A 19617-nucleotide genomic window follows, 5' to 3' on the forward strand; every position below is an offset into this window, starting at 1 on the left:
GTACGGCGTCGCGGGGGCCGGCGGGCGGGAGCGCTCCCACGCGGTGCGGTGGTCCCACTCCCCCGTGACGGCGGACCTGTCCGTCCGCGCCCGTGTCCGGCGGGGCCGTTCCCTCCCGGACGGCGGGGTGCGGCGGGAAGCCCCGGACGCCGTCGCGCCCGGGGAGCCTTCGGGGGCCGGCCGTTCTCCGCGAAGGACCGGAGCTCGATCCCGTCGGCGGGCGGCCACCCGGCGAACCGGGCGTGCCGGACCGCGACGGCGCCCCCGAGGGGCTGTTCGACGAGCGGAGGGCCGGAGCCCTCCGGCTCCGCGAGCCGCCGGTGTCCGCGGCCGTCTCACCCCGGACACACGGAAGACCGCCCTCCCGTGAAGGGGAGAACGGCCTCCGACCTGCGTTTCCGCACAGTCGGGACGACAGGATTTGAACCTGCGACCCCTTGACCCCCAGTCAAGTGCGCTACCAAGCTGCGCCACGTCCCGTTGCCCGTCTGACCTGGGATTTCCCCCGGCCCGTCGTGCACGAGAACAATACCGCACTCCAGGTGGTGATCACTAACCGCTTCGACGGGTCGTACGTCGGGGCTCCGGTCGGGGGCTCCATGGGGGCGTGCGTCGCGAAGCCGCGTACGCCGCTTGCGCCGCAGGTGCATCCGGGCGCCGCCCCGACGCTCGGGCACCGGTCGCCCGAGCGGTCGCCGCCGGCACCGAACGACGCGTTCCAGCCCACCTCCGGCCGGTCTCGCCGGCCGGGGAACCGGCCCGGCGGCCGCGCGGTGCTCCGGTCGGGCGGGGGCCGACCTGTGCCGTCGGCATACGGCGGAGGGGAGGCGCGAGGAGGACGCCACCCCCGGGCCGCCCGCACGGCCCGGTGCGCTGCACAGTTCCCGCCGCCCGTCAACGCACCTTGTTTCGGACAAAGTCCACAACCGTGTTGAACCACCTCCCGGAGATCAACACGATGAGGTGTCTGCCTGCTCGGGACGGGTCCACCGCCGACGCACCCCATGGTCGAACACCCACGCGAGCAGGCGTTTCGCAGAGGAGGGCTCGCATGGACGACTGCTTCGCCGGTCGGCCGCACCATCAACTCAGGCAGCAGGTGAGGGACTTCGCGGAGACCGAGGTGAGACCGCGGATTCCCGCCATGGAGACGGCCCGCTCCGTGCACCACGAACTGTCCCGGCTCATCGCCCGCCAGGGCTGGCTGGGCGCGACGATCGGCACGGACCTGGGCGGCATGGGCGTCGGTCACCTCGGCAAGACCATCATCATCGAGGAGCTGTCCCGCGTCAGCGCGGCGATGGGCGCCATAGTGCAGGCGTCCCAGCTGGGCGTCGCGAAGATCCTGCACTTCGGGAGCGACGAGCAGAAGAAGACCTGGCTGCCGCCGATAGCCGCCGGTACCTGCCTCCCCACGATCGCGGTGACCGAGCCGGAGTCCGGCGGGCACGTGCTCGGCATGGCGGCCACCGCCGTGCGCGACGGAGACGACTACGTCCTCAACGGCCGCAAGGTGTTCGTCGGCAACAGCCACGTCGGCGACCTGCACGGCGTCGTCGTCCGCACCGGTCCCGGCCCCGGGGGCTCACGGCGTTCCTGGTGGAGGCCGACCGGCCCGGTTTCCGGGTCGGCGACGAGAGGCCGACGATGGGCCTGCACGGCTTCGGCTTCGGCGAGCTGTTCTTCGACGACTGCCGCGTCCCCGCCGCCAACCGGCTGGGCGGGGAGGGCGACGGCCTGGCCGTCGCGTACTCCTCCAGCGTGCTGTACGGGCGGGCGAACCTGGCCGCGGTCTCCCTCGGCCTGCACCAGGCGATCCTGGAGGAGACGACCCGCTTCTGCGAGGAGCGCCACCGGTACGGCGAGCCGCTGCACGCGCTGCCGTCGGTGAGGCTGAAGCTGGGCCGGCTGCAGTCGCGGCTGATGACGGCCCGGCTCGCCGCGTACCACGCCGTGCACCTGCTGGACCGGGGCATGCCCTGCGACCCGGAGCTGATGAACGCGAAGCTGGTCAACGTCGAGTGGGTCCTGGACTCGGCGCGCAGCGCGATGGAGATCCACGCGGCGGCCGGGCTGTTCACCGACCGGCCGATCGAGCGCTACCTGCGGGACGCCCACCACCTGTTCGCCCCGGCCGGGACCTCGGACGTCCAGTTGCTGCGGCTCGCCGAGGTGGCGCTCGGCACGGCGCGGGGCCAGTGGTCGGAGCGGCTCGCGGACGCCGTGCGGATGGAGCCGGTCCCCTGACCGCCCCGGCCCGGTCCGGGGCGGTCGGGGCCGCCCCGGACCGGGCCGGGGCGCGGTGTCCCCGGGGGCCGTACGCGCCCCCGGGGTACCGCGCGGGGCGTGTCAGAGACCGCCGTCCTCGCGGCGGTGGATCTGCTCCACCAGCTCCGCCGCGAGGGACTTGATGGTCTCCAGGCCGGCCCTCCCCCACGGCCGGGGTTCGGTGTCCACGACGCAGACCGTGCCCAGGGTCGTGCCCGTGCGGTCGATGAGCGGCGCGCCGAGGTACGAGCGGATGCCGATCTCGTCGACGACCGGGTTCCCGGCGAACCTCGGGTAGTCGCAGACGTCCTCCAGCACCAGGGCCTTGCGGCGGACCACCACGTGCGGGCAGTAGCCGTGGTCGCGGGCCATGTAGCGGCCGACCGCCCCGGAGGCGGCGAGGTCCGCGCCGGGGCGGGTGCCGGAGTGGGTGCCCGTCGGGGTGTGCAGTCCGGCGAAGAACTGCCGGTTCTCGTCGATGAAGTTGACCATCGAGTAGGGCGCTCCGGTCACCTCGGCGAGGCGGTCGGCGAACGCGTCGAACGCGGGCTCCGGGTGCTCCCCCAGACCCAGTTGGCGGAGCCGCAGCACACGGGCGGGTGCCTCCTGGTCGACGGGGGTGAGCAGGAGGTGGCCGGTCGGGTCGTAGGTCATGCGGGCGCTCCGTAGCTCGGCGCCGGTGCCGGCGCCGGATCTGTGGCCAGCAGGTGCTGGACCAGGGTGACAAGGGTCTGCATCCCGGAGTCGGTGATCCGGGCGTCGCACAGCACGACCGGCACCTCCGGCCTGAGCCCGACGGCGGCGCGCACCTCTTCGGGGTCGTAGCGGTGGGCGCCGTCGAACTCGTTGACCGCGACGACGAAGCGGATGCCGCGCCGCTCGAAGAAGTCCACGGCCGAGAACGACTCCTGCAGGCGGCGCGTGTCGGCGAGGACCACCGCGCCGAGGGTCCCCTCGGACAGCTCGTCCCACAGGAACCAGAAGCGCTCCTGGCCGGGGGTGCCGAACAGGTACAGGACGTGCCGGGAGTCGAGGGTGATGCGGCCGAAGTCCATCGCGACGGTCGTGGTGGTCTTGCGTTCGACGCCGTCCAGGTGGTCGGTGGCGGCGCTCACCTGGGTGAGCACCTCCTCCGTGCTCAGCGGTTCGATCTCGCTCACCGCGCCGACGAACGTCGTCTTGCCCACGCCGAAGCCGCCCGCGACGAGGACCTTCAAGGCGGTCGGGAAGACGGGCTCGGCCGCGGTCCGGCGTTCAGAGCCTTCGTCGTAGGCCATCGAGCACTGCCTCCAGCAGGGAGCGGTCGGTGGTGTCGCCGCGCGGGCGGGGCTGGCGCGTGGTCAGCGCCCCGCAGTCCACGAGGTCCGAGAGGAGCACCTTGGTGACGGCCGCGGGCAGGCGCAGGTGCGCGGCGACCTCCGCGACCGACGTCGGCCCGTCGCACAGGCCGAGGGCCGTGGTGTGCTCGGGCCCCAGCGGCGCCGGCGGCGCGGCCCCGGTGGCCATGACGAGCGACAGCAGGTCGAGTGCGGCCGTGGGCCGGGTGCGGCCGCCGCTCACCGTGTACGGGCGGATGAGGCGGCCGGCCGCGTCGTCGAGCCACGGCCCGTCCTGTCGGAACGGCACGGCTCAGAGCCCCGGGGCGCCGGGGGTGGCGGCCGCGTGCCGGGCCGGTGTGACCAGGTAGGGCCGGACGCTCTTGACCAGCATCACCATCTCGTACCCGAGGACCGCGGCGTCCGCCTCCCGGCCCGCCACCACGGCGAGGCAGGTGCCGGATCCGGCGGTGGACACGAACAGCAGGGTGCTGTCGAGCTCGACGACGACCTGGCGGACCTCGTCGCCGCCGCCGAAACGGGCTCCGGCGCTGCGGCCGAGCGAGTGGAGGCCGGAGGCCAGGGCCGCCATGTGGTCGGCACTGTCCGGGTCGAGGCCGTGCACCGACTTCACCAGGCCGTCCGAGGAGAGCAGAACCGCGCTGCGGGTGTGGGGCACCCGCTGGACCAGGCCGCAGAGCAGCCAGTCGAGATCGGGGACGTGGCCGTTCGGCGCATCGCTCGCCATGGTGCATCTACTCCTTGTGGGCTTCGTCGTGTCGCTGCGGTTCGGCGGGGCCGACGGGCGGGACGGGGGAGGCGGCGGCGCGGCCTCGGCGAGGCCGATGCCGCGCTGGAACGCCGCCATCAGCCCCGGGTCGTGCAGGGGGCGGTCGTCGTGGCGGCGCCCGGAGGGCTCGTCGCGCAGCTGCGGGGCGAGGTGCTCCTGGGCGCGCCGCTTGGGCAGCCGGGGGCGTACGTCCCGGTCGGGTCCCGGGTCCTCGGCGGGGGGCCGGGGCGCGGGGGGCGCGGGGACGCGCGGGGGGCGGGGGGCGGGGCCGACCGGTTCCGGCGGCGGGCGGTCGGTGGGGGCCGACCGGGTCGGCGCCGGTCCGGGGTGGGGTGAGGCCACGGGGTACGACAGGTCGGCGCCGCTCCGCGGGTACGGCCGGTCGGGGTGTTCGCCGTGTGCCGGGGGGGCGTGTGCCCCTGCCCGCCCCGGGGCGGGGGGCCGCGTGCCGCGGTCGGCGCGGCGGGGGGACACGGGCGTCGGCCGCGGCGGGGGGCCGGTCGTGGGCCGGGTACGGTGCCGGGGCGGCCGGCACGGCACCGGTCGGTACGGCACCGGCCGCGCCGCCGGACGCGTCGGGCCGCGGCCGGCCGGGCTGGTGCGCGGCGGCCGGGTCGGTGCCGAGGAGCTCCTGCGGGATGACCAGGACGGCCTGCACACCGCCGTAGATGTTGGACTGGAGGCGTACGGCGATGCCGTGCCGGCGGGCCAGGGCGGAAACGACGTACAGGCCGATCCGGCCGTCCTGGAGCAGGTGCGCCACGTTGACCTGGTCGGGGTCGCAGAGCAGCGCGTTCATCTTCTCCTGCTCGGCGGGCGGCATGCCCAGGCCCCGGTCCTCGACCTCGACGGCGAGCCCGGCCGTGACGTACTGGGCGCGGAGCAGGACGGTGGTGTGCGGGGCGGAGAACAGCGTGGCGTTCTCGACGAGTTCGGCGAGGAGGTGGATGACGTCGGCGACGGCGTGGCCGCGCAGGGTGCCGTCGATGGGCGGGATCAGCTTGACGCGGGGGTACTGCTCGACCTCGGCGATGGAGGAGCGCAGGACCTCGGTCATGGTGACCGGGTTGGACCACTGGCGCCGCGAGACGGCGCCGCCGAGGACGGCGAGGTTCTCGGCGTGGCGGCGGACGCGGGTCGCGAGGTGGTCGACGTGGAAGAGGCCCTTGAGCAGTTCGGGATCCTCGACCGCGTTCTCCAGCTCGTCAAGGAGCTGGATCTCGCGGTGGACCAGGGACTGCAGACGCCGGGCGAGGTTGACGAACACCTCGACCTTCTGTTCGTGGCCGACGCTGCTGGAGAGTCGGGACGCCTGGACGGCGGTCGCGACGGCGGCGTCGTGGGCGCGGCCGAGCTCGTGGGCGAGCAGGTCGAAGTCGTCGCCCCCCGGGACGGGCGGAGGGGGCTGCGGGACCGGCGGCCGCTCGCCGCGGCGCAACCGCTCGACGACGCCGTGCAGTTCGTCCTGGCGGCGCGCGGTGGCGCGGCGCAGGGCGTTGCAGCGGTCCAGTACGGACCGGGCGGCGCGGTCGGCGCCGAGCACCGCCGCGGTCACGGCCGCCGCGGCGAGGGCGGCGGCGCAGCCCAGAACCGTCCAGAGCGCGGCGGTCGGCCGGGCCCCGGTGGAGTGCAGGGTGAACAGGACCGCGACGGTGCCGCCGAGTACGGCCGCGGCGGCGGGCGGCACGCAGGCGCGCAGGAGCCGCGGACGTATGCGGGCTTCCGGGGGAAGCGGCGTGGGGTGCGGACCGCCCTGGTGCGGCAGGGGGCGGGCGCCCGGTCGGCCGTGCCGTCCGCCGCCGTCACGGCGGCCGGGCCGCGCGAGGGGTGCGCGAAGTGGAGACATCAGTGTCCTTGGTACGTGGGTCCCAGGGAATCGGCGTATTCCGGCACCAAACGGGTGGGTGACATCGGTTGGAGGGGGGTGGGCCGCTCGCCCGATCAGCTCACCGTTGATGGCCGGGCACACACAGTAGTCGCCAACCGTTCACGTACGGTGGGCTGTTGTCAAACTTGCCCGGAGAGCATCCCGCTCTGGTATGAGGGGTCGCACGGGCGCCCGATACCGAGGGGCCCGTTCCGGACGCCCCACCGCCGGCTCCCGACGGCGGTCGCTCCGAGGGCCCCGCACCCCCGGAGCGGAGCCGCGGCGCGGGCCGCGCGCCACCCGGGAGGCGAGCCGGACGGGTGGCCGCCCCGGGGCTTCGCCGCCGGTCACGGCGGTTCCGGGAGGGGGCCGGCCCCCTCCCCCTCGGGCGGGCGGTACGCCGGCGGGGGCCGCGCGGGGACGGGGTGGCGGGCACCGTCCGGGATACTGTCGCGCGCAGGGAGCGGAGGACGGGCGGGTGACACGATGAGGGTGCGGCTGGGCGCGGCCGAGCGGCGCGAGGAGCTGCTGCGGGCGACCGTCGCCCAGATCGAGGCGAGGGGCATGGCGGCGGTGCGGGTCGCGGACGTGGCGGCGGCGCTGGGGGTGAGCGGGGCGCTGGTCCTGTACCACTTCTCCACGAAGGAGCGGCTGGTCGCGGCGGCGTTCGCCTACGCGGCGGAGGGGGACCTGGCGGAGTTGAACCGCATCCTGGGCCGGCGGGCCCCGGCCGCGCGGCGGCTGCGGGCGGCCGTGCGCTGGTACCTGCCGAGCGGGCAGATGCAGGGGTGGCGGCTGTGGACCGAGTGCTGGGCGGCCGCTCCCCGGGAGCGCCCGCTGCGGGAGGTGGCGACGCGGCTCGACCGGCAGTGGAGGACCGCGCTGGCGGAGGTGTTCGCGCAGGGCGCCGCGGCGGGCGAGTTCCCGTGCCCGGACCCGCAGGGCGCGGCGGGGCGGTTGGCCGCGCTCCTGGACGGGCTGGGCGTGCGGAGGATGGTGTACCCGGGGGCGATGAGCCGCAGGACGATGCTGCGCTGGGCGGACGAAGCCCTGGAGCGGGAGCTGGACGGGGGCGGGTAGGGCGGGTCCGCGCGCGTCCGGGGCGCTGCACGGGCGGTCCGGTCCCGGCCGTGCCGGGGGAACCGCTGCAGCCGCGGCGGGTCGGGGCGCCGGGCGGAGAGCCGGTCGGACGGCCCGATCACGGCGCCCCCTCCGCAGCCGCGTCGCCCGTCCCGGCGGCGCGTCGTCCACCGCGCGCCGCCGCCCGCGCGACCGTGGGGAGGGTCCGCCGGGGCGTGGTCTCCGCGACCGCGCCGCCGCCCGGCACCCCGGGGTGCCGGGCGGCGTACGTGTGCGTGCGTCAGATGCTGACGCCGTGGCCGCGGAGGTAGGCCAGCGGGTCGACGTCCGAGCCGTAGGAGGGGCTGGTGCGGATCTCGAAGTGCAGGTGCGGGCCGGTCGAGTTGCCGGTGGAGCCGGACAGGCCGATCTGCTGGCCGCCGCCGACGGTCTGGCCGGCGGAGACGGAGAGGGAGGACAGGTGGGCGTACTGCGAGTAGTTGCCGTCCTCGTGCTTGATGACGACCTCGTTGCCGTACGCGCCGCTCCAGCCGGCGGAGACGACGGTGCCCGGGCCGACGGCCTTGACGGTGCTGCCCGAGGAGGCGGCGAAGTCGACACCGGTGTGGTAGCCGGAGGACCACATGGCGCCGGAGGCGCGGTAGGGGGTGGTGACGCCGGCGGAGACCGGGGCGGTGAAACCGGACCCGTTCTGCGCGGGGGCCTCGGGCTGGGCCGGGGCCTGCGGCTCGGGCTTCGCCTCGGGCTTCGTCTCGGCGGGCGTCCGGGTCTGGCCGGCGGACCGGGAGGCGCGCTCGCCGCGGGCCTCGTCGGCCTTCACGGCGCCCTTGGCGCCCTTGGCGCCGAGGGTGAGCCTCATGCCCGGGTGGATGAGCGCCGGGTCGTCGCCGATGACCTCGCGGTTGTCGGCGTACAGCTTCTTCCAGCCGCCCCTGACGTTCTTGTCGTGGGCGATCTTCGCCAGGTAGTCGCCGGCGACGACGGTGTGGACGCGCGGCGCGGGCTTGGCGGTCTCGGCGACGGCCGCCTGCGCGGGGGCGGCCGGCGCCGCGGCGGGAGCGGCGGCGTGCGCGCCGGTCGCGCCGAGGAGCGGGAGGGCGATGGCGGCGCCACCCGTTCCGGCGGCGACGAAACCGCGCGTGAGCGGGCTGGTCTTGGTGCGGCGGTGCTTGCCCTTGGCGGACATGGCGAATTCCTCTCCGGCGCCTGCGAGGTGAGCTGTCGGGTTCGGGCTGGAGATGCCCGGTCGCGCGGGTGGCGCGACTTCACCCCGAGCCGTCCGGGAATTCCCGTTCGGCGGACTACCTGGTTCCCCCGCTCCTGCCACACGTGGATGGGTGCGAATTCCGGGGCGGCGGCAGGATTCGGCGATCCGCCCGGCTGGAACGGGACCGTAAACGAGTGGGGACGACGGGAACAAGGGGATGGTTGCCCCCTTGCATTCACGCCGGGGAATTCCCCGGAGAATTCCGGTCACCCTCCGTGGATTGCGGATCATGGGTTCCCGTGTGGTGCAGGGCTTTTGAGCGGCGGCGACGGACACGATCCGTCACTTTTATGACGCTCCTCACGCGACGATCCCCATCTCCCCTTCTTTCGGGATGTGTTATGGCACATCACGCCAATACGGACAGAAGCCCTGTTAAGCCTCTTCAGGTGGCCAGTCGCCCGGCGGGGCGGGCGAGGAGGGGCGCCGCATCGAACCCACCCCCACAGCCCCTGCCGGAAGAGGGTGATCCGGGCAGATGCCGACGAATGGCTCCGGCCTTCGCGCGCATCGACGCACCGGCGCCGAGCGCCCGCGACGCGTCGGGACGCCTCGCCCGGGGAGGCCGTGTCGTATCGTCGGACCGCCACCTCGTCGGCGGCCGTCGCCGACCCCGGACACGGAGGAGCTCCCGTGACGCAGCAGTTGCCGCCCTTCCCGTCGACCGCCGAGCCGGAGCTGACGGGGGTCCGCAACTTCCGTGACGTGGGTGGGCTCCCGACCGTGGACGGGCTCCGCGTGCGGCCCGGGAAGCTGTTCCGCAGCGGGCACCTCGCCCACGCCACCGGAGAGGACGCGGCGTTCCTGGCCTCGCTCGGCCTGCACACCGTCTTCGACTTCCGCAACGCCGCCGACCAGGCGCTGGAAGGCCCGGACGTGGAGCTCCCCGGTGTGCGGAACGTCAACATCCCGCTGAGCGACCCGGCCGACGGCGCCGAGTTCTGGACGATGGTCCGCAACGGCGACCTGGACCAGCTGCGGGACCTCCTCGGCGACGGCAGGGCGGCGGCGCGGATGCGGGCCGCGTACCGCTCCATCGTCACCGGGCGCACCGCCGAGCACAGCCGGGTGCTGCACGCCCTCGCCGAGGACAACATGCCCGCGCTGATGCACTGCGCGGCGGGCAAGGACCGCGCGGGGCTGTCCGTGGCGGTGGTGCTGATGGCGGTCGGCGTGGAACGCGGGGCCATCGAGGCGGACTACCTGAAGTCGAACGACCCGCACCGCCGGTACCGGGTCCGCCGCGCCGACCCGTCGCCCGACGGGACGTCCCCGCAGGTGATGGAGTTGCTCGCCCCGCTGTTCGACGCGCGCGCCGAGTACCTGCACACGGCGTACGCGGCGATCGAGGAGACCTGGGGCTCCACCGAGCGGTACCTCTCCGACGGGCTCGGCTTGAGCGGCCCGACCCGCGACCGGCTGCGCGAGCGCCTGCTCGACGGCTGAGCCCGCGGGACGGACCGGGCGGGGCTACCGGTTCTGGCCGCCCAGCATGAACAGCAGGTAGAGGAAGGCCGCGAAGAGGTGGCCCGCGACCAGGTAGGCGAACAGCCGTATCACGAGGTTGCGGTTGATCCACCGCTCCTGGGTGCTGGGGATGGGGTTCGGGTTCTCCGGCTCGGGCATGGTGTACCTCTCGGTCGTCTCAGTGTCGCTGGGCGGTGACGTCGCCGAGGCAGAGGTCGGCGGCGGGGCTCTGCACGAGGGTGTGGACGAACAGCAGCTCGGCCCCGCCGCGGGTGGCCGCGGCGATCCGGTGCGGGGTGAGCGAGTCGAAGTGGGCGCTGTCACCGGGGTCGAGGACGTGCACGGCGTCGCCGAGCGCCAGCCGCACGCGCCCGGCGAGCACGTACAGCCACTCCTCGCCCGGGTGGACCCGGACCACGTCGCGCAGCCCGGTGTACGGGACCTCGACGCGCAGCGCCTGCATGGCCCGGTTGGCCGCGCCCGCCTGGTAGTACGTCCAGCCGCCGGCCTCCACGGGTTCGGCCCGGCCGGCGCGGACGACCGGGTCCGCGGCGGGGGCCGCCTCGCCGAGCAGCTCGGACACCGTCGTACCGTAGGTGCGGGCGAGCCCGAGCAGCATCGGCAGCGAGGGCTGGCGCCGACCGGTCTCCAGACGGGACAGGTGTGCCGGGGAGAGCCCGGCGCGCCGGGCGGCCGCCTCCAGGGTCAGGCCCCTGCGGCGGCGCAGGGCGCGCAACCGGGGCGCGACGTCCGGCACGCCTTCGGCCGGCTCCCCTTCGAGGGTCGTCATGGGACCATTGCGCCAGCGATTTTCCTCTGAGGCAAATCTCTTGCCCCGGAGGCAAGAATCAGCGGTTGAGGACGGCCTGCCTGACCAGGGTGCGGCCGAAGTCCCAGACCAGTCCACCGCCGCTGTGCGCCTCGTCCATCACGGCGGTGAACGCGGTGACGAACCGGTCGACGTCCTCCTCTCCGATGATCAGCGGCGGGATCAGTTTGATCACTTCGAGGCGGTCGCCGGAGACCTGGGTGAGGATCCGGTGCCGCTGCAGCAGCGGCACGACGACCATCTGTGCGAAGAGCCCCTTGCGGGCCGACTGGAGCATCGTCCAGCGGCCCCGCAGGGCCAGCGACGAAGGCCGGCCGAACTCGATCCCGATCATCAGGCCGCGCCCGCGCACCTCCCGGAGCATCTCGTACCGGTCGACGAGCTCCGCGAGCCGGGACTTCAGCAGGGCGCCGGTGCGCCGGGCGTTCCCGACGAGGTCCTCGTCGTCCAGGACGGCGAGGACGGCCAGGCCCGCGGCCATGGCCTGGGCGTTGGACCCGAAGCTCGCCGAGTGGACGACGACGCGGTCCATCGACGAGTAGACCTTCCGGAAGATCCAGTCCCTGCCGAGGGTGGCGCTGACCGGCACGTACCCGCCGGACAGGGCCTTGGCGACGCAGACCAGGTCGGGCTCGACGCCCTCCTCGTGCTGATAGGCGTAGAAGTCGCCGGTGCGGCCGAGGCCGGTCTGCACCTCGTCGGCGATGAGCAGGGCGCCCCGCCGGTGCAGCAGGTCCTGGGCCGCGCGCAGGAAGCCGGGCGGGGCCGCGTGGACGCCCTTGCCCTGGACGGGCTCCACGATCAGCGCGGCCACGTCGCCGCGCCCCAGCTCCCGCTCCAGGGCGTCGAGGTCGCCCAGCCCGACCGCGGTGTCGGGGAGCAGCGGGGCGAAGCCGTCGCGGAAGCAGTCCTCGCCGTTGACGGAGAGCGCCCCGGTGGTGAGCCCGTGGAAGGCGTGGGCGCAGTACAGGACGCGCGGGCGGCCGGTGGCGCGGCGGGCGAACTTCAGGGCGGTCTCCACCGCCTCGGCGCCGCTGTTGCCGAAGTGGACCCGGTCCAGGTGGGGCGAGTGGGCCAGCAGCCGCTCGGCGAGGAGGCCGGGCAGCGGGGCGCAGTCGAACCGGGTGAGGTCGGGCAGGGAGAGGTCGAGGACGTCGTGGAGGGCACGGCGCACCACGGGGTGGTGGCGGCCCAGGCCCATGACGCCGAAGCCGGCCAGCATGTCGAGGTAGTCGTTGCCCTCGGCGTCCCAGAAGTGGGCGCCCTCGGCACGTTCGTACATCTTGTCGAAGCCGATGGTGTGCAACATGCGGGGCAGCTGGTGGTTGAGGTGCCGGGCGTGCAGCCCGTACCGCTCGGACGCGCGGTCCGCGAGCAGCGCGCCGAGGTCGAAACCGGTGCTCATGTGCGGCTCCTCAGGCCTGTCGGGCGGAGAGGGCCTCCCGGGCGGCGCGCAGGGATTCGCGCAGGGAGCCCATGGTGGCGAGGACGGCGGTCGGCTCGTACCCGCAGTGCGCCATGCAGTTGGCGCAGCGCGGGTCCCTGCCGCGGCCGTACGCGTCCCAGTCGGTCTCTTCGACGAGCTCGCGGTAGGTCGGGACGTACCCGTCGCCCATCAGGTAGCAGGGGCGCTGCCAGCCGAAGAGGGAGTAGTTGGGGATGGCCCAGGCGGTGCAGGGGAAGTCGACCCTGCCCTCCAGGAAGTCGAGGAACAGCGGCGAGTGGTTGAGGCGCCAGCGGCGCCGGTTGCCGCCGGCGAAGGCCTTCCTGAAGAGTTCCCGGGTCTGCTCGACGCCGAGGAAGTGCTCCTGGTCGGGCGCCTTCTCGTAGGCGTACGCGGGCGAGATCATCATCTGGTCGACGCGGAGGTCGTCGTTGAGGAAGTCGAGGACCTCGACGACGGTCTGCGGGGTGTCGGTGTTGAAGAAGGTGGAGTTGGTGGTGACGCGGAACCCGCGGCGCTTCGCCTCCCTGACCGCGGCGACGGCCTCGTCGAACACGCCCTCCTTGGCGACGGACTCGTCGTGGCGCTCCCGCAGCCCGTCGATGTGGACGGCGAAGGCGAAGTAGCGCGACGGGGCGAAGTCGTCCATCCTGCGCCGGAGCAGCAGCGCGTTGGTGCAGAGGAAGACGTACTTGCGGCGGGCGACGAGCTGGCGCACGATGTCGCCGATCTGCGGGTGCATCAGCGGTTCCCCACCGGCGATGGAGACCATGGGCGCCCCGGACTCCAGGACCGCTCCGACCGCCTGGGCGACGGGCATGCGCTGCTTCAGGACTCCGGCGGGGTGCTGGATCTTCCCGCAGCCCTCGCACTTCAGGTTGCAGGCGTAGAGCGGTTCGAGTTCGACGATGAGGGGGAACTTCTCGCGCTTGCGGAGCCTCTGTCCGAGCAGATATGTCCCGACCCGGACGGTCTGGCGGAGCGGCATGGCCATCTGGCTCACCTCCTGGGGGGCGGCAGGGAACGGTGCCATTCCTGGAACGCGGGGAGGACGGCACGGAGAACACGGAAGGCTGATATTCCACCGTGTACCGTCCCGATCCGGACCAGTTCGTGCTCCGGGGCGTCCACGACCACCCGGACGGCGGCAACCGGCCGGGGCCCGGCCGCCAGCGCGGTGTGCAGAGTGGCGGCGGACTCCATGTCCACCGCCAGTGCGCCCGTGGCGCGCAGGGCCGTCCGCTCCCGGCCGCGTACGACGTGGTCGGATCCGGCCAGCGGCCCCGTGTGGACCGTCCGTCCCGGCAGCGCCCGTGCCAGGGCGGCCACGAGCGCCTCGGGGGCCGTGCAGGGGGTGGCGCCGTGCGGGCCGCGCGTCTCGTCGGCGACGACCAGGTCGCCGGGGCGCATCCCGGGGGCGAGCCCGGCGCAGAAGCCGGAGGCGACGACGGCGGCGGTGCGCAGCGGCCCTTCCCGCAGGGCGCCGGCCACCGCGCGGCGGGCGCGCCCGGGCCCCATGCCGGTGCGCAGCAGGACCGCCCGGCCCCGCGCGCCGCCCGCCGCGCGGCCGCCGCGCAGGGCGAGGTGCTCGATGCCGAGCGCGCAGGCGACCAGCAGCGGCGGCGGTGGAAGGGGTGCTCCCGCCGCGGGGGGCCGGGGGGCCGGAGCGCCCGGCCGGGGCCGGGGGCCACTCAGCGCCCCTCGCCGACGGCGGGTCCCCCGCGGACGTACCGGCCGAGCGCGGTGAGCGGGAAGACCTGCCGGTACAGGTGGTAGTTGATGGAGAAGTCCCAGGGGAAGCCGGTGCCGGTGAAGTACGGCTCGTCCCAGGAGCCGTCCTCCCGCTGCGTACGGGCCAGCCAGGCCACGCCGCGCCCCACGGCGGCGGAGTCCCGCTCCCCCGCCGCGAGCAGCGCCAGCAGCGCCCAGGCGGTCTGGGAGGCCGTGGATGCGCCGCGGCCGATCCACCCCTCGTCCCGGTACGAGCGGAGGTCCTCGCCCCAGCCCCCGTCGTCGTTCTGCACCGACTCCAGCCAGGCGACGGCCCGCCGGATCGCCGGGTGCGCGGCGGGCAGCCCCGCGGCGGTGAGGGCGGGCACGACGGAGCCCGTGCCGTAGACGTGGTTGACGCCCCAGCGGCCGAACCAGGAGCCCCGGGGGTCCTGTTCGGCGAGGAGCCAGGCGACGCCCCGGCGGGTGCGCGGGTCGTGGGCGCGGCCCTCGTGGGCGAGCATCTCCACCACGTGGGCGGTGACGTCGGCGGAGGGCGGGTCGATGACTTCGCCGAAGTCACAGAACGGCAGCCGGTTGGGCAGGCGGCTGGTGTTGTCCGCGTCGAACGCGGCCCAGGCGCCGTCGCGGCACTGCATGCCGAGGGTCCAGCGGACGCCGCGCTCGACCGCCGCGTCGACCCGGGCCGGGTCCGGGTGACGCACCCGGCGCAGGGCGAGGACGACCTCGGCGGTGTCGTCGATGTCGGGGTAGGTGTCGTTGTGGAACTCGAACGCCCAGCCGCCTGGCGGCAGGCCGGGCCGGCGCACGGCCCAGTCGCCGGGCCGCACCACCTGCTCGGCGAGGAGCCAGTCGGCGGCCCTGACGAGGGCGGGGTGGTCGGGCGGGAGCCCGGCGTCGGCGAGGGCGACGGTGGCGAGGCAGGTGTCCCAGACGGGTGACTGGCACGCCTCGACCATGCGGGCGCCGTCGTCGCGCCGGACCGTGAACCGGTCCAGCGAGTCGAGTCCGGCGCGCATCACGGGATGCCCGAGGTCGTAGCCGAGGAGGTGGAGGGCGATCAGCGAGTAGACGGCCGGGGGCTGGATGCCGCCCCAGCAGCCGTCGTTCTCCTGCCGCTCGACGATCCACCGGCCGGCGGCGTTCATCGCGGCCCGGCGCAGGGCGCGCGGCGCGATCCGGCGGTAGCGGCGCAGCGCCCCGTCGAGCCGCTGGAACAGCCCGTCCCAGGTGTTGGCCGGGGCGAGGGGCCGCGGCGGGCTGGGGCGGCGCGGGTCGGTGTGCAGTTCGTCCAGCGCGAAGGGTGCGGGGCGGACGGGGCGCTTGGCGGAGACGACGGTGAGCGGCACGATCGTCTGCCGGGCCCACTGCCCGAAGGCGTAGACGTTCAGCGGGAACCAGGGCGGCAGGTAGATCATCTCGGGCGGGAGCTCCGGCAGGTCCTCCCACCTCCACCAGCCGAACAGCGCCAGCCAGATCCGGGTGAAGACGCGGCTCGCCGCGATGCCGCCGTGTCCGCGGACCCAGGCGGCGGCGCGGGCCATGTGCGGGGCGTCGGGCGCGTCCCCGGCGAGGCGCAGGGCGACGTACGCCTCGATGGTGGCCGAGAGGTCGCCGGGACCGCCGTGGAAGGTGGCCCAGGTGCCGTCCTCGCGCTGTTCGCCCCGGACGAAGAGGGCGGCGGCCTCGGTGGTGGCCTCGTCGCGGATGCCGAGGAACTGGCGCAGGAGCAGGTCCTCGGCGTCCATGGTGACGTTGGTCTCCAGGTCCCCCTTCCACCAGCCCTCGGCGTCCTGCCGGCCGAGGAGGTGGTCGACGGAGCGGCGCATCGCGGTCTCCGCGGCGGTGCCCAGGTCCGTCCCGGCGGCGGTGGTGGCGGCCGTGCGGTGGACCCCGGCGGTCGTGGCCGTCGCGGGGCCCGCGCCCCCGTCGGTCGTCGCTGTCATGGCTTCCCCTTCGTGCAGTGGACGTGCTGCTGCGGGTCTGCCGTCGGCCGGTGCCGTGCGCCACGCGCACGGCACCGGCCGCCGACCGCGACGTCATATGTGCCGGATCGGCCTCCTCGGCCCGGGGAGGGGGCGGCCCCGGGCGCGCTGCCGGCCGCGGTCATCGCTTCCGTACGACGACGAAGTGGGCGAGCGCGGTGAACCGGTCCCGGACCCGGCCCGGCATGTCGACGCCGTCCAGCGCCCCGAGGGCGACGGCGTACTGCCGGCGGGCCTCCTCGGCGGTCCACTCGCGGCCGCCGGCCTTCTCGATGAGGGCGGCGCGGGCGGCGAACTCCTTCTCGGAGAACGCGTCGAGGTCCTGGGACTTGGCGTCGGCGGCGAGCAGTTCGCCGAGGCGCTCGGAGGCCGGCCCGCCGGCGGCGAGCGCGGCGACGACCGGGAGCGACTTCTTGCGCTGGCGCAGGTCGCTCCAGGTCCGCTTGCCGGTCGACTCCGGGTCGCCCCAGATGCCGAGCAGGTCGTCGACGGCCTGGAAGGCGAGGCCGAGGTGGTGGCCGTACGCCTCCAGGGCGTCGGCGGTGCGGTCGTCGGCGCCGCCGAGGACGGCGCCGATGGAGGCCGAGCAGGCCAGCAGGGCGCCGGTCTTGTTGCCCTCCATCTCCAGGCACTCCTCGACGGTGACCCGCTCGCGGTGCTCGTAGGAGATGTCCTGCGCCTGGCCGTCGATCAGCTTGCGGGTGGCGGCGGTCAGCCGGCGGGTGGCGCGGCCGGCCTCGACGGTGCCGAGCTCCAGCAGCACCTCGCCCGCGAGGGCGAACAGCGCGTCGCCGACGAGGATCGCCTGGGCGGGCCCGTGCACCTTCCACACCGTGTCGCGGTGGCGGCGCTGCTCGTCCCCGTCCATCAGGTCGTCGTGCAGCAGCGAGAAGTTGTGGACGAGCTCCACGGCGACGGCGCCGGGGACGCCGGTCTCCGGCGGGGCGCCGGCCGCCTCGGCGGACAGCAGCGCGAGGGCCGGCCGGACGGCCTTGCCTCCGTCCCCCTCGGCGGGCCGCCCCAGGGCGTCGATCCAGCCGAAGTGGTAGGCGGCGACGGTGTCCATGGGCTTCGCGAGCCGGTCCACGGCCGCGCGCAGCACGGGGGTGGCCAGGGTCCGTCCGCGGTCCAGCAGCGCGGCGACCTCCGCTGCGTCGACGGCGGGGCTCGCCGGGGGCACTGTCGGCACGGTCTCTCCTCTTTTTCCTGTACTCGGTCTCATGCCGCCTCCCCGAGCGGGTGCACGTGGGGACGGCCGAGGACCGAGAGAGCGGCGGCCGCGGCGGTGAGGCCGCTGCGTACCGCTCCTTCCATGGTGGCGGGCCAGCCGGTGGCGGTCCACGAGCCCGCAAGATACAGGCCCGGCAGGCGAGTTCGGGCGCCGGGGCGGAGCCGGCCGACGCCCGGCGCGGGGGCGAACGTCGCCGTCCGCTCGCGGGTCACGAAGAAGTCCTCGACACGGGCGTGCCGGGCGGGCGGCAGCAGCCGCTCCAGCTCCGGCAGGTAGCGGGCGCGCAGGTCGGCCACCGGGGTGTCGATCTCGTCCTCGGCGGCCGACTGGGAGACGGCCAGGTACTGGCCGCCGCCGCGGAGGCCGGAGGCCTCCGTCCGGTCGAAGACCCACTGGACGGGTGACCCGATCGCGGCGAAGAACGGGCGCCGCAGGACCGGGCGGTCGTACAGCACGTGGACGTTGAGGATCGGCGCGGTGCCGATCCTCAGGAGGTCGCCGGGGGCGTCGAGGGCGCCGGGCGGGAGGAGGCCGTGGGCCTCGCGCTGCGGTACGGCGAGGACGACGAGGTCCGCCTCCAGGGAGTCCCCGGGCACGTCGACGGTCCAGCCGCCGCCGGCGGGGGCGACGGCGGCGGCCTTGGTGCGGACGGCGATCCGCACGCCGCGGGCTTCGAGGGCCCGGCGGGCGAGGGTGTCGTGGAGGTGGCCGAGGGGGACGCGGGCCCAGCCGATGTCGGCGGCGCCCGGGGCGGAGAGGAGGCCGGTCCTGAACACCGTCGCGGCGAGGGCGAGGGAGGAGCGCGCGGCGGGGGCGTTGAGGGTGGCGACGCCGACGAGGTCCCACAGGGCCTCCACGGCGCGGCGCGACTGGCCGTGGCGGGCGAGCCAGCCGGCGAAGTCGGTCGCGTCGAGGGCGGGGTCGGCGGGGTCGAGGGACTTCAGGGCGAGGGCGGCCCGGCCGGCGGCCAGCCGTTCGGCGGGCGACAGGTGGGGGTAGGCGGCGAGGCTCGCCGCCAGGTGCAGGGGCACGGGCAGGGCGGCGCGGCGCAGCCGGCCCAGGCGGGCGCCGCGCGGGCCGCCGGCGTCCAGGACGGGCACGTCGAGGCGGTCCTGGACGGGTGCGAGGTGCGATCCGCCGACGCGGTCGAGGAACCAGCGGTACGCGGTGCAGCAGCGCAGGTACACGTGCTGGCCGTTGTCGACGGCGAGGTCGCCGCGGCGGAACGAGAACGCCAGTCCGCCGAGGCGGGGGCGGCCCTCCAGGAGGGTGACCCGCAGCCCCGCGTCGGCGAGGCGCAGGGCGGCGGTGGTCCCGGCGACGCCCCCGCCCACGACGACGGCGTGGCGGCCGCTCATCCGCGGCCCCCCGGGTGTCCTCGGTGCGTCGGGCGCGGGTTCACGGGCGGGTCCTCCCGGTGCGGCGGGCGGCCGTGCGGGCGTCGAGGCCGGACAGGCCGCGCACGGCGACGTACGCCTTCTCCCGGCCCGGCAGCGAGACCCGGCCGCGCAGTACGGCCCCGGGGTCCCGCTCGATGCGGTCGAGGAGGCGGCGGTAGATCCCGGCCATGGCGGCGACGCAGGCGCCGCTGCGCCGGTCCAGCATGGGCAGCAGCCGGTACCCCTCCGCGAACAGGGCGCGGGCGCGCCGCACCTCGTGGCGGACGAGGCCGGGGAAGTCGGCGCCGGGGGGCGGTGTGGCGGTGTGGAAGCCTCCGGAGCAGCCGAACTTCGCGAGGTCCTCCGCGGGGAGGTAGCTGCGGCCGTTGGCGGCGTCCTCGCGCAGGTCCCTCAGGATGTTGGTGAGCTGGAGGGCCAACCCCAGCGTGTCCGCGTACTCCGGGGCGCGCGCGGCGTCGCGTGCGCCCGGTGTCGTGCCGAACACGCCGAGGGAGAGGCGCCCGATGGCGCCGGCGACGCAGCGGCAGTAGACCCGCAGGTCGTCCCAGGTCTCGTAGGTCCGGCCGCGCACGTCCATCAGGACGCCGTCGATCAGCTCGTCGAGGCCCTCCAGGGGAAGGGGGAAGCGGCGGGCCGCGTCGGCGAGGGCGACGGCCACCGGGTCGGTGTCGTCCTCCGCGACGGCGCCCCGCCTGACCCGGTCCAGGACGTCGCGGGCGGCTTCGAGGCGGCGGCGCTTGGCCCCGGGGTCGAGGGAGCCGTCGCCGATGTCGTCGACGCGCCGCGAGAAGGCGTACAGGGCCGACATGGCCCGCCGCTTCCCGGTCGGCAGCAGGCGGATGCCGTACGCGAAGTTCCGGGCCTGGCCCGCGGTGACGGTCTCGCAGTAGCCGTAGGCGGCCCGGACGGGCGGGGGTGCCTCCGTCGTCGTGTCCACGGTCC

At 75.1% G+C, this 19617-nt stretch carries 17 protein-coding genes, 1 tRNA gene, 1 pseudogene and 1 riboswitch; of the genes and pseudogenes, 3 read left to right on the forward strand and 16 right to left on the reverse strand.

From position 1 onward, the window contains the following. Window positions 1–406: 406 nt before the first annotated feature. Window positions 407–480: transfer RNA gene (locus LUW75_RS01900), tRNA-Pro, on the reverse strand. 571 nt (window positions 481–1051) lie between these two features. Between LUW75_RS01900 and LUW75_RS01905 the strand changes: the two are divergent. Next, window positions 1052–2247 (forward strand): annotated as a pseudogene (locus tag LUW75_RS01905) (acyl-CoA dehydrogenase family protein). A 102-nt stretch (window positions 2248–2349) separates the two neighbouring features. Here LUW75_RS01905 and LUW75_RS01910 read toward each other — a convergent pair. From LUW75_RS01910 to LUW75_RS01930, 5 genes are read right to left on the reverse strand one after another with little or no spacing between them, the layout of a single operon-like run. Then, a complete protein-coding gene (locus tag LUW75_RS01910) occupies window positions 2350–2922 on the reverse strand; it encodes a GAF domain-containing protein (RefSeq protein WP_250334068.1) in 573 nt (190 codons plus the stop codon). Beyond that, entirely contained in the window at window positions 2919–3545 is a 627-nt protein-coding gene (locus tag LUW75_RS01915) for a GTP-binding protein (RefSeq protein ID WP_250334069.1), read from the reverse strand. Before LUW75_RS01915 ends, LUW75_RS01910 begins: the two co-directional genes overlap by 4 nt. Continuing rightward, complete coding sequence (locus LUW75_RS01920) at window positions 3523–3894, reverse strand: DUF742 domain-containing protein (RefSeq protein ID WP_250334070.1); 372 nt, start codon at window positions 3892–3894, stop codon at window positions 3523–3525. The genes LUW75_RS01915 and LUW75_RS01920 overlap by 23 nt, the downstream gene beginning before the upstream one ends. 3 nt (window positions 3895–3897) lie before the next feature. Further along, window positions 3898–4332: a roadblock/LC7 domain-containing protein gene (locus LUW75_RS01925; protein ID WP_250334071.1), complete on the reverse strand. Its 435-nt coding sequence runs from the start codon at window positions 4330–4332 to the stop codon at window positions 3898–3900. Between the two features lie 7 nt (window positions 4333–4339). Next, window positions 4340–6220, reverse strand: coding sequence for a sensor histidine kinase (locus LUW75_RS01930; protein ID WP_250334072.1), 1881 nt, complete (start codon window positions 6218–6220; stop codon window positions 4340–4342). 507 nt (window positions 6221–6727) lie between these two features. Here LUW75_RS01930 and LUW75_RS01935 point away from each other — a divergent pair. Then, window positions 6728–7321 carry a TetR/AcrR family transcriptional regulator gene (locus LUW75_RS01935; RefSeq protein WP_250334073.1) on the forward strand — a complete coding sequence of 198 codons (594 nt, stop codon included), beginning with the start codon at window positions 6728–6730 and terminating at the stop codon, window positions 7319–7321. 280 nt (window positions 7322–7601) lie between these two features. On the opposite strand, the gene LUW75_RS01940 is transcribed toward LUW75_RS01935, so the two are convergent. Then, window positions 7602–8507: a M23 family metallopeptidase gene (locus LUW75_RS01940; RefSeq protein WP_250334074.1), complete on the reverse strand. Its 906-nt coding sequence runs from the start codon at window positions 8505–8507 to the stop codon at window positions 7602–7604. Between the two features lie 4 nt (window positions 8508–8511). Further along, window positions 8512–8671, reverse strand: a riboswitch (cyclic di-AMP (ydaO/yuaA leader). A 550-nt stretch (window positions 8672–9221) separates the two neighbouring features. Between LUW75_RS01940 and LUW75_RS01945 the strand changes: the two genes are divergently transcribed. Beyond that, complete coding sequence (locus tag LUW75_RS01945) at window positions 9222–10034, forward strand: tyrosine-protein phosphatase (RefSeq protein ID WP_250334075.1); 813 nt, start codon at window positions 9222–9224, stop codon at window positions 10032–10034. A 24-nt stretch (window positions 10035–10058) separates the two neighbouring features. On the opposite strand, the gene LUW75_RS01950 is transcribed toward LUW75_RS01945, so the two are convergent. The 9 genes from LUW75_RS01950 to hpnD all read right to left on the reverse strand — a co-directional run bounded on the left by LUW75_RS01950 (window position 10059) and on the right by hpnD (window position 19612). Further along, a complete protein-coding gene (locus LUW75_RS01950; RefSeq protein ID WP_250334076.1) occupies window positions 10059–10214 on the reverse strand; it encodes a DUF6126 family protein in 156 nt (51 codons plus the stop codon). A gap of 19 nt (window positions 10215–10233) precedes the next feature. Continuing rightward, on the reverse strand, window positions 10234–10845 hold the full coding sequence (locus tag LUW75_RS01955; RefSeq protein ID WP_250334077.1) for an XRE family transcriptional regulator: 612 nt from the start codon (window positions 10843–10845) through the stop codon (window positions 10234–10236). 58 nt (window positions 10846–10903) lie between these two features. After that, the gene (locus LUW75_RS01960; protein ID WP_250334078.1) at window positions 10904–12289 is read right to left on the reverse strand and encodes an aspartate aminotransferase family protein; all 1386 of its coding nucleotides are present in this window, start codon (window positions 12287–12289) and stop codon (window positions 10904–10906) included. Window positions 12290–12299: 10 nt separating this feature from the next. Further along, a complete protein-coding gene (gene hpnH, locus LUW75_RS01965) occupies window positions 12300–13322 on the reverse strand; it encodes an adenosyl-hopene transferase HpnH (RefSeq protein WP_250334079.1) in 1023 nt (340 codons plus the stop codon). A gap of 5 nt (window positions 13323–13327) precedes the next feature. Continuing rightward, window positions 13328–14023 carry a phosphorylase family protein gene (locus tag LUW75_RS01970; RefSeq protein WP_462933780.1) on the reverse strand — a complete coding sequence of 232 codons (696 nt, stop codon included), beginning with the start codon at window positions 14021–14023 and terminating at the stop codon, window positions 13328–13330. Next, window positions 14020–16005, reverse strand: coding sequence for a squalene--hopene cyclase (gene shc, locus LUW75_RS01975; protein ID WP_250334080.1), 1986 nt, complete (start codon window positions 16003–16005; stop codon window positions 14020–14022). The genes LUW75_RS01970 and shc overlap by 4 nt, the downstream gene beginning before the upstream one ends. A 160-nt stretch (window positions 16006–16165) precedes the next feature. Continuing rightward, window positions 16166–17266, reverse strand: a complete 1101-nt coding sequence (locus tag LUW75_RS01980; protein WP_250334081.1) for a polyprenyl synthetase family protein — start codon at window positions 17264–17266, stop codon at window positions 16166–16168. After that, entirely contained in the window at window positions 17263–18633 is a 1371-nt protein-coding gene (hpnE, locus tag LUW75_RS01985) for a hydroxysqualene dehydroxylase HpnE (RefSeq protein ID WP_250334082.1), read from the reverse strand. Before hpnE ends, LUW75_RS01980 begins: the two co-directional genes overlap by 4 nt. 40 nt (window positions 18634–18673) lie before the next feature. Beyond that, window positions 18674–19612 (reverse strand): presqualene diphosphate synthase HpnD, encoded by a 939-nt coding sequence (gene hpnD / locus LUW75_RS01990; RefSeq protein WP_462933681.1) that lies wholly within the window; start codon window positions 19610–19612, stop codon window positions 18674–18676. Window positions 19613–19617 lie beyond the last annotated feature (5 nt).

The organism is Streptomyces sp. MRC013, from assembly GCF_023614235.1.
Classification (GTDB): Bacteria; Actinomycetota; Actinomycetes; order Streptomycetales; family Streptomycetaceae; genus Streptomyces.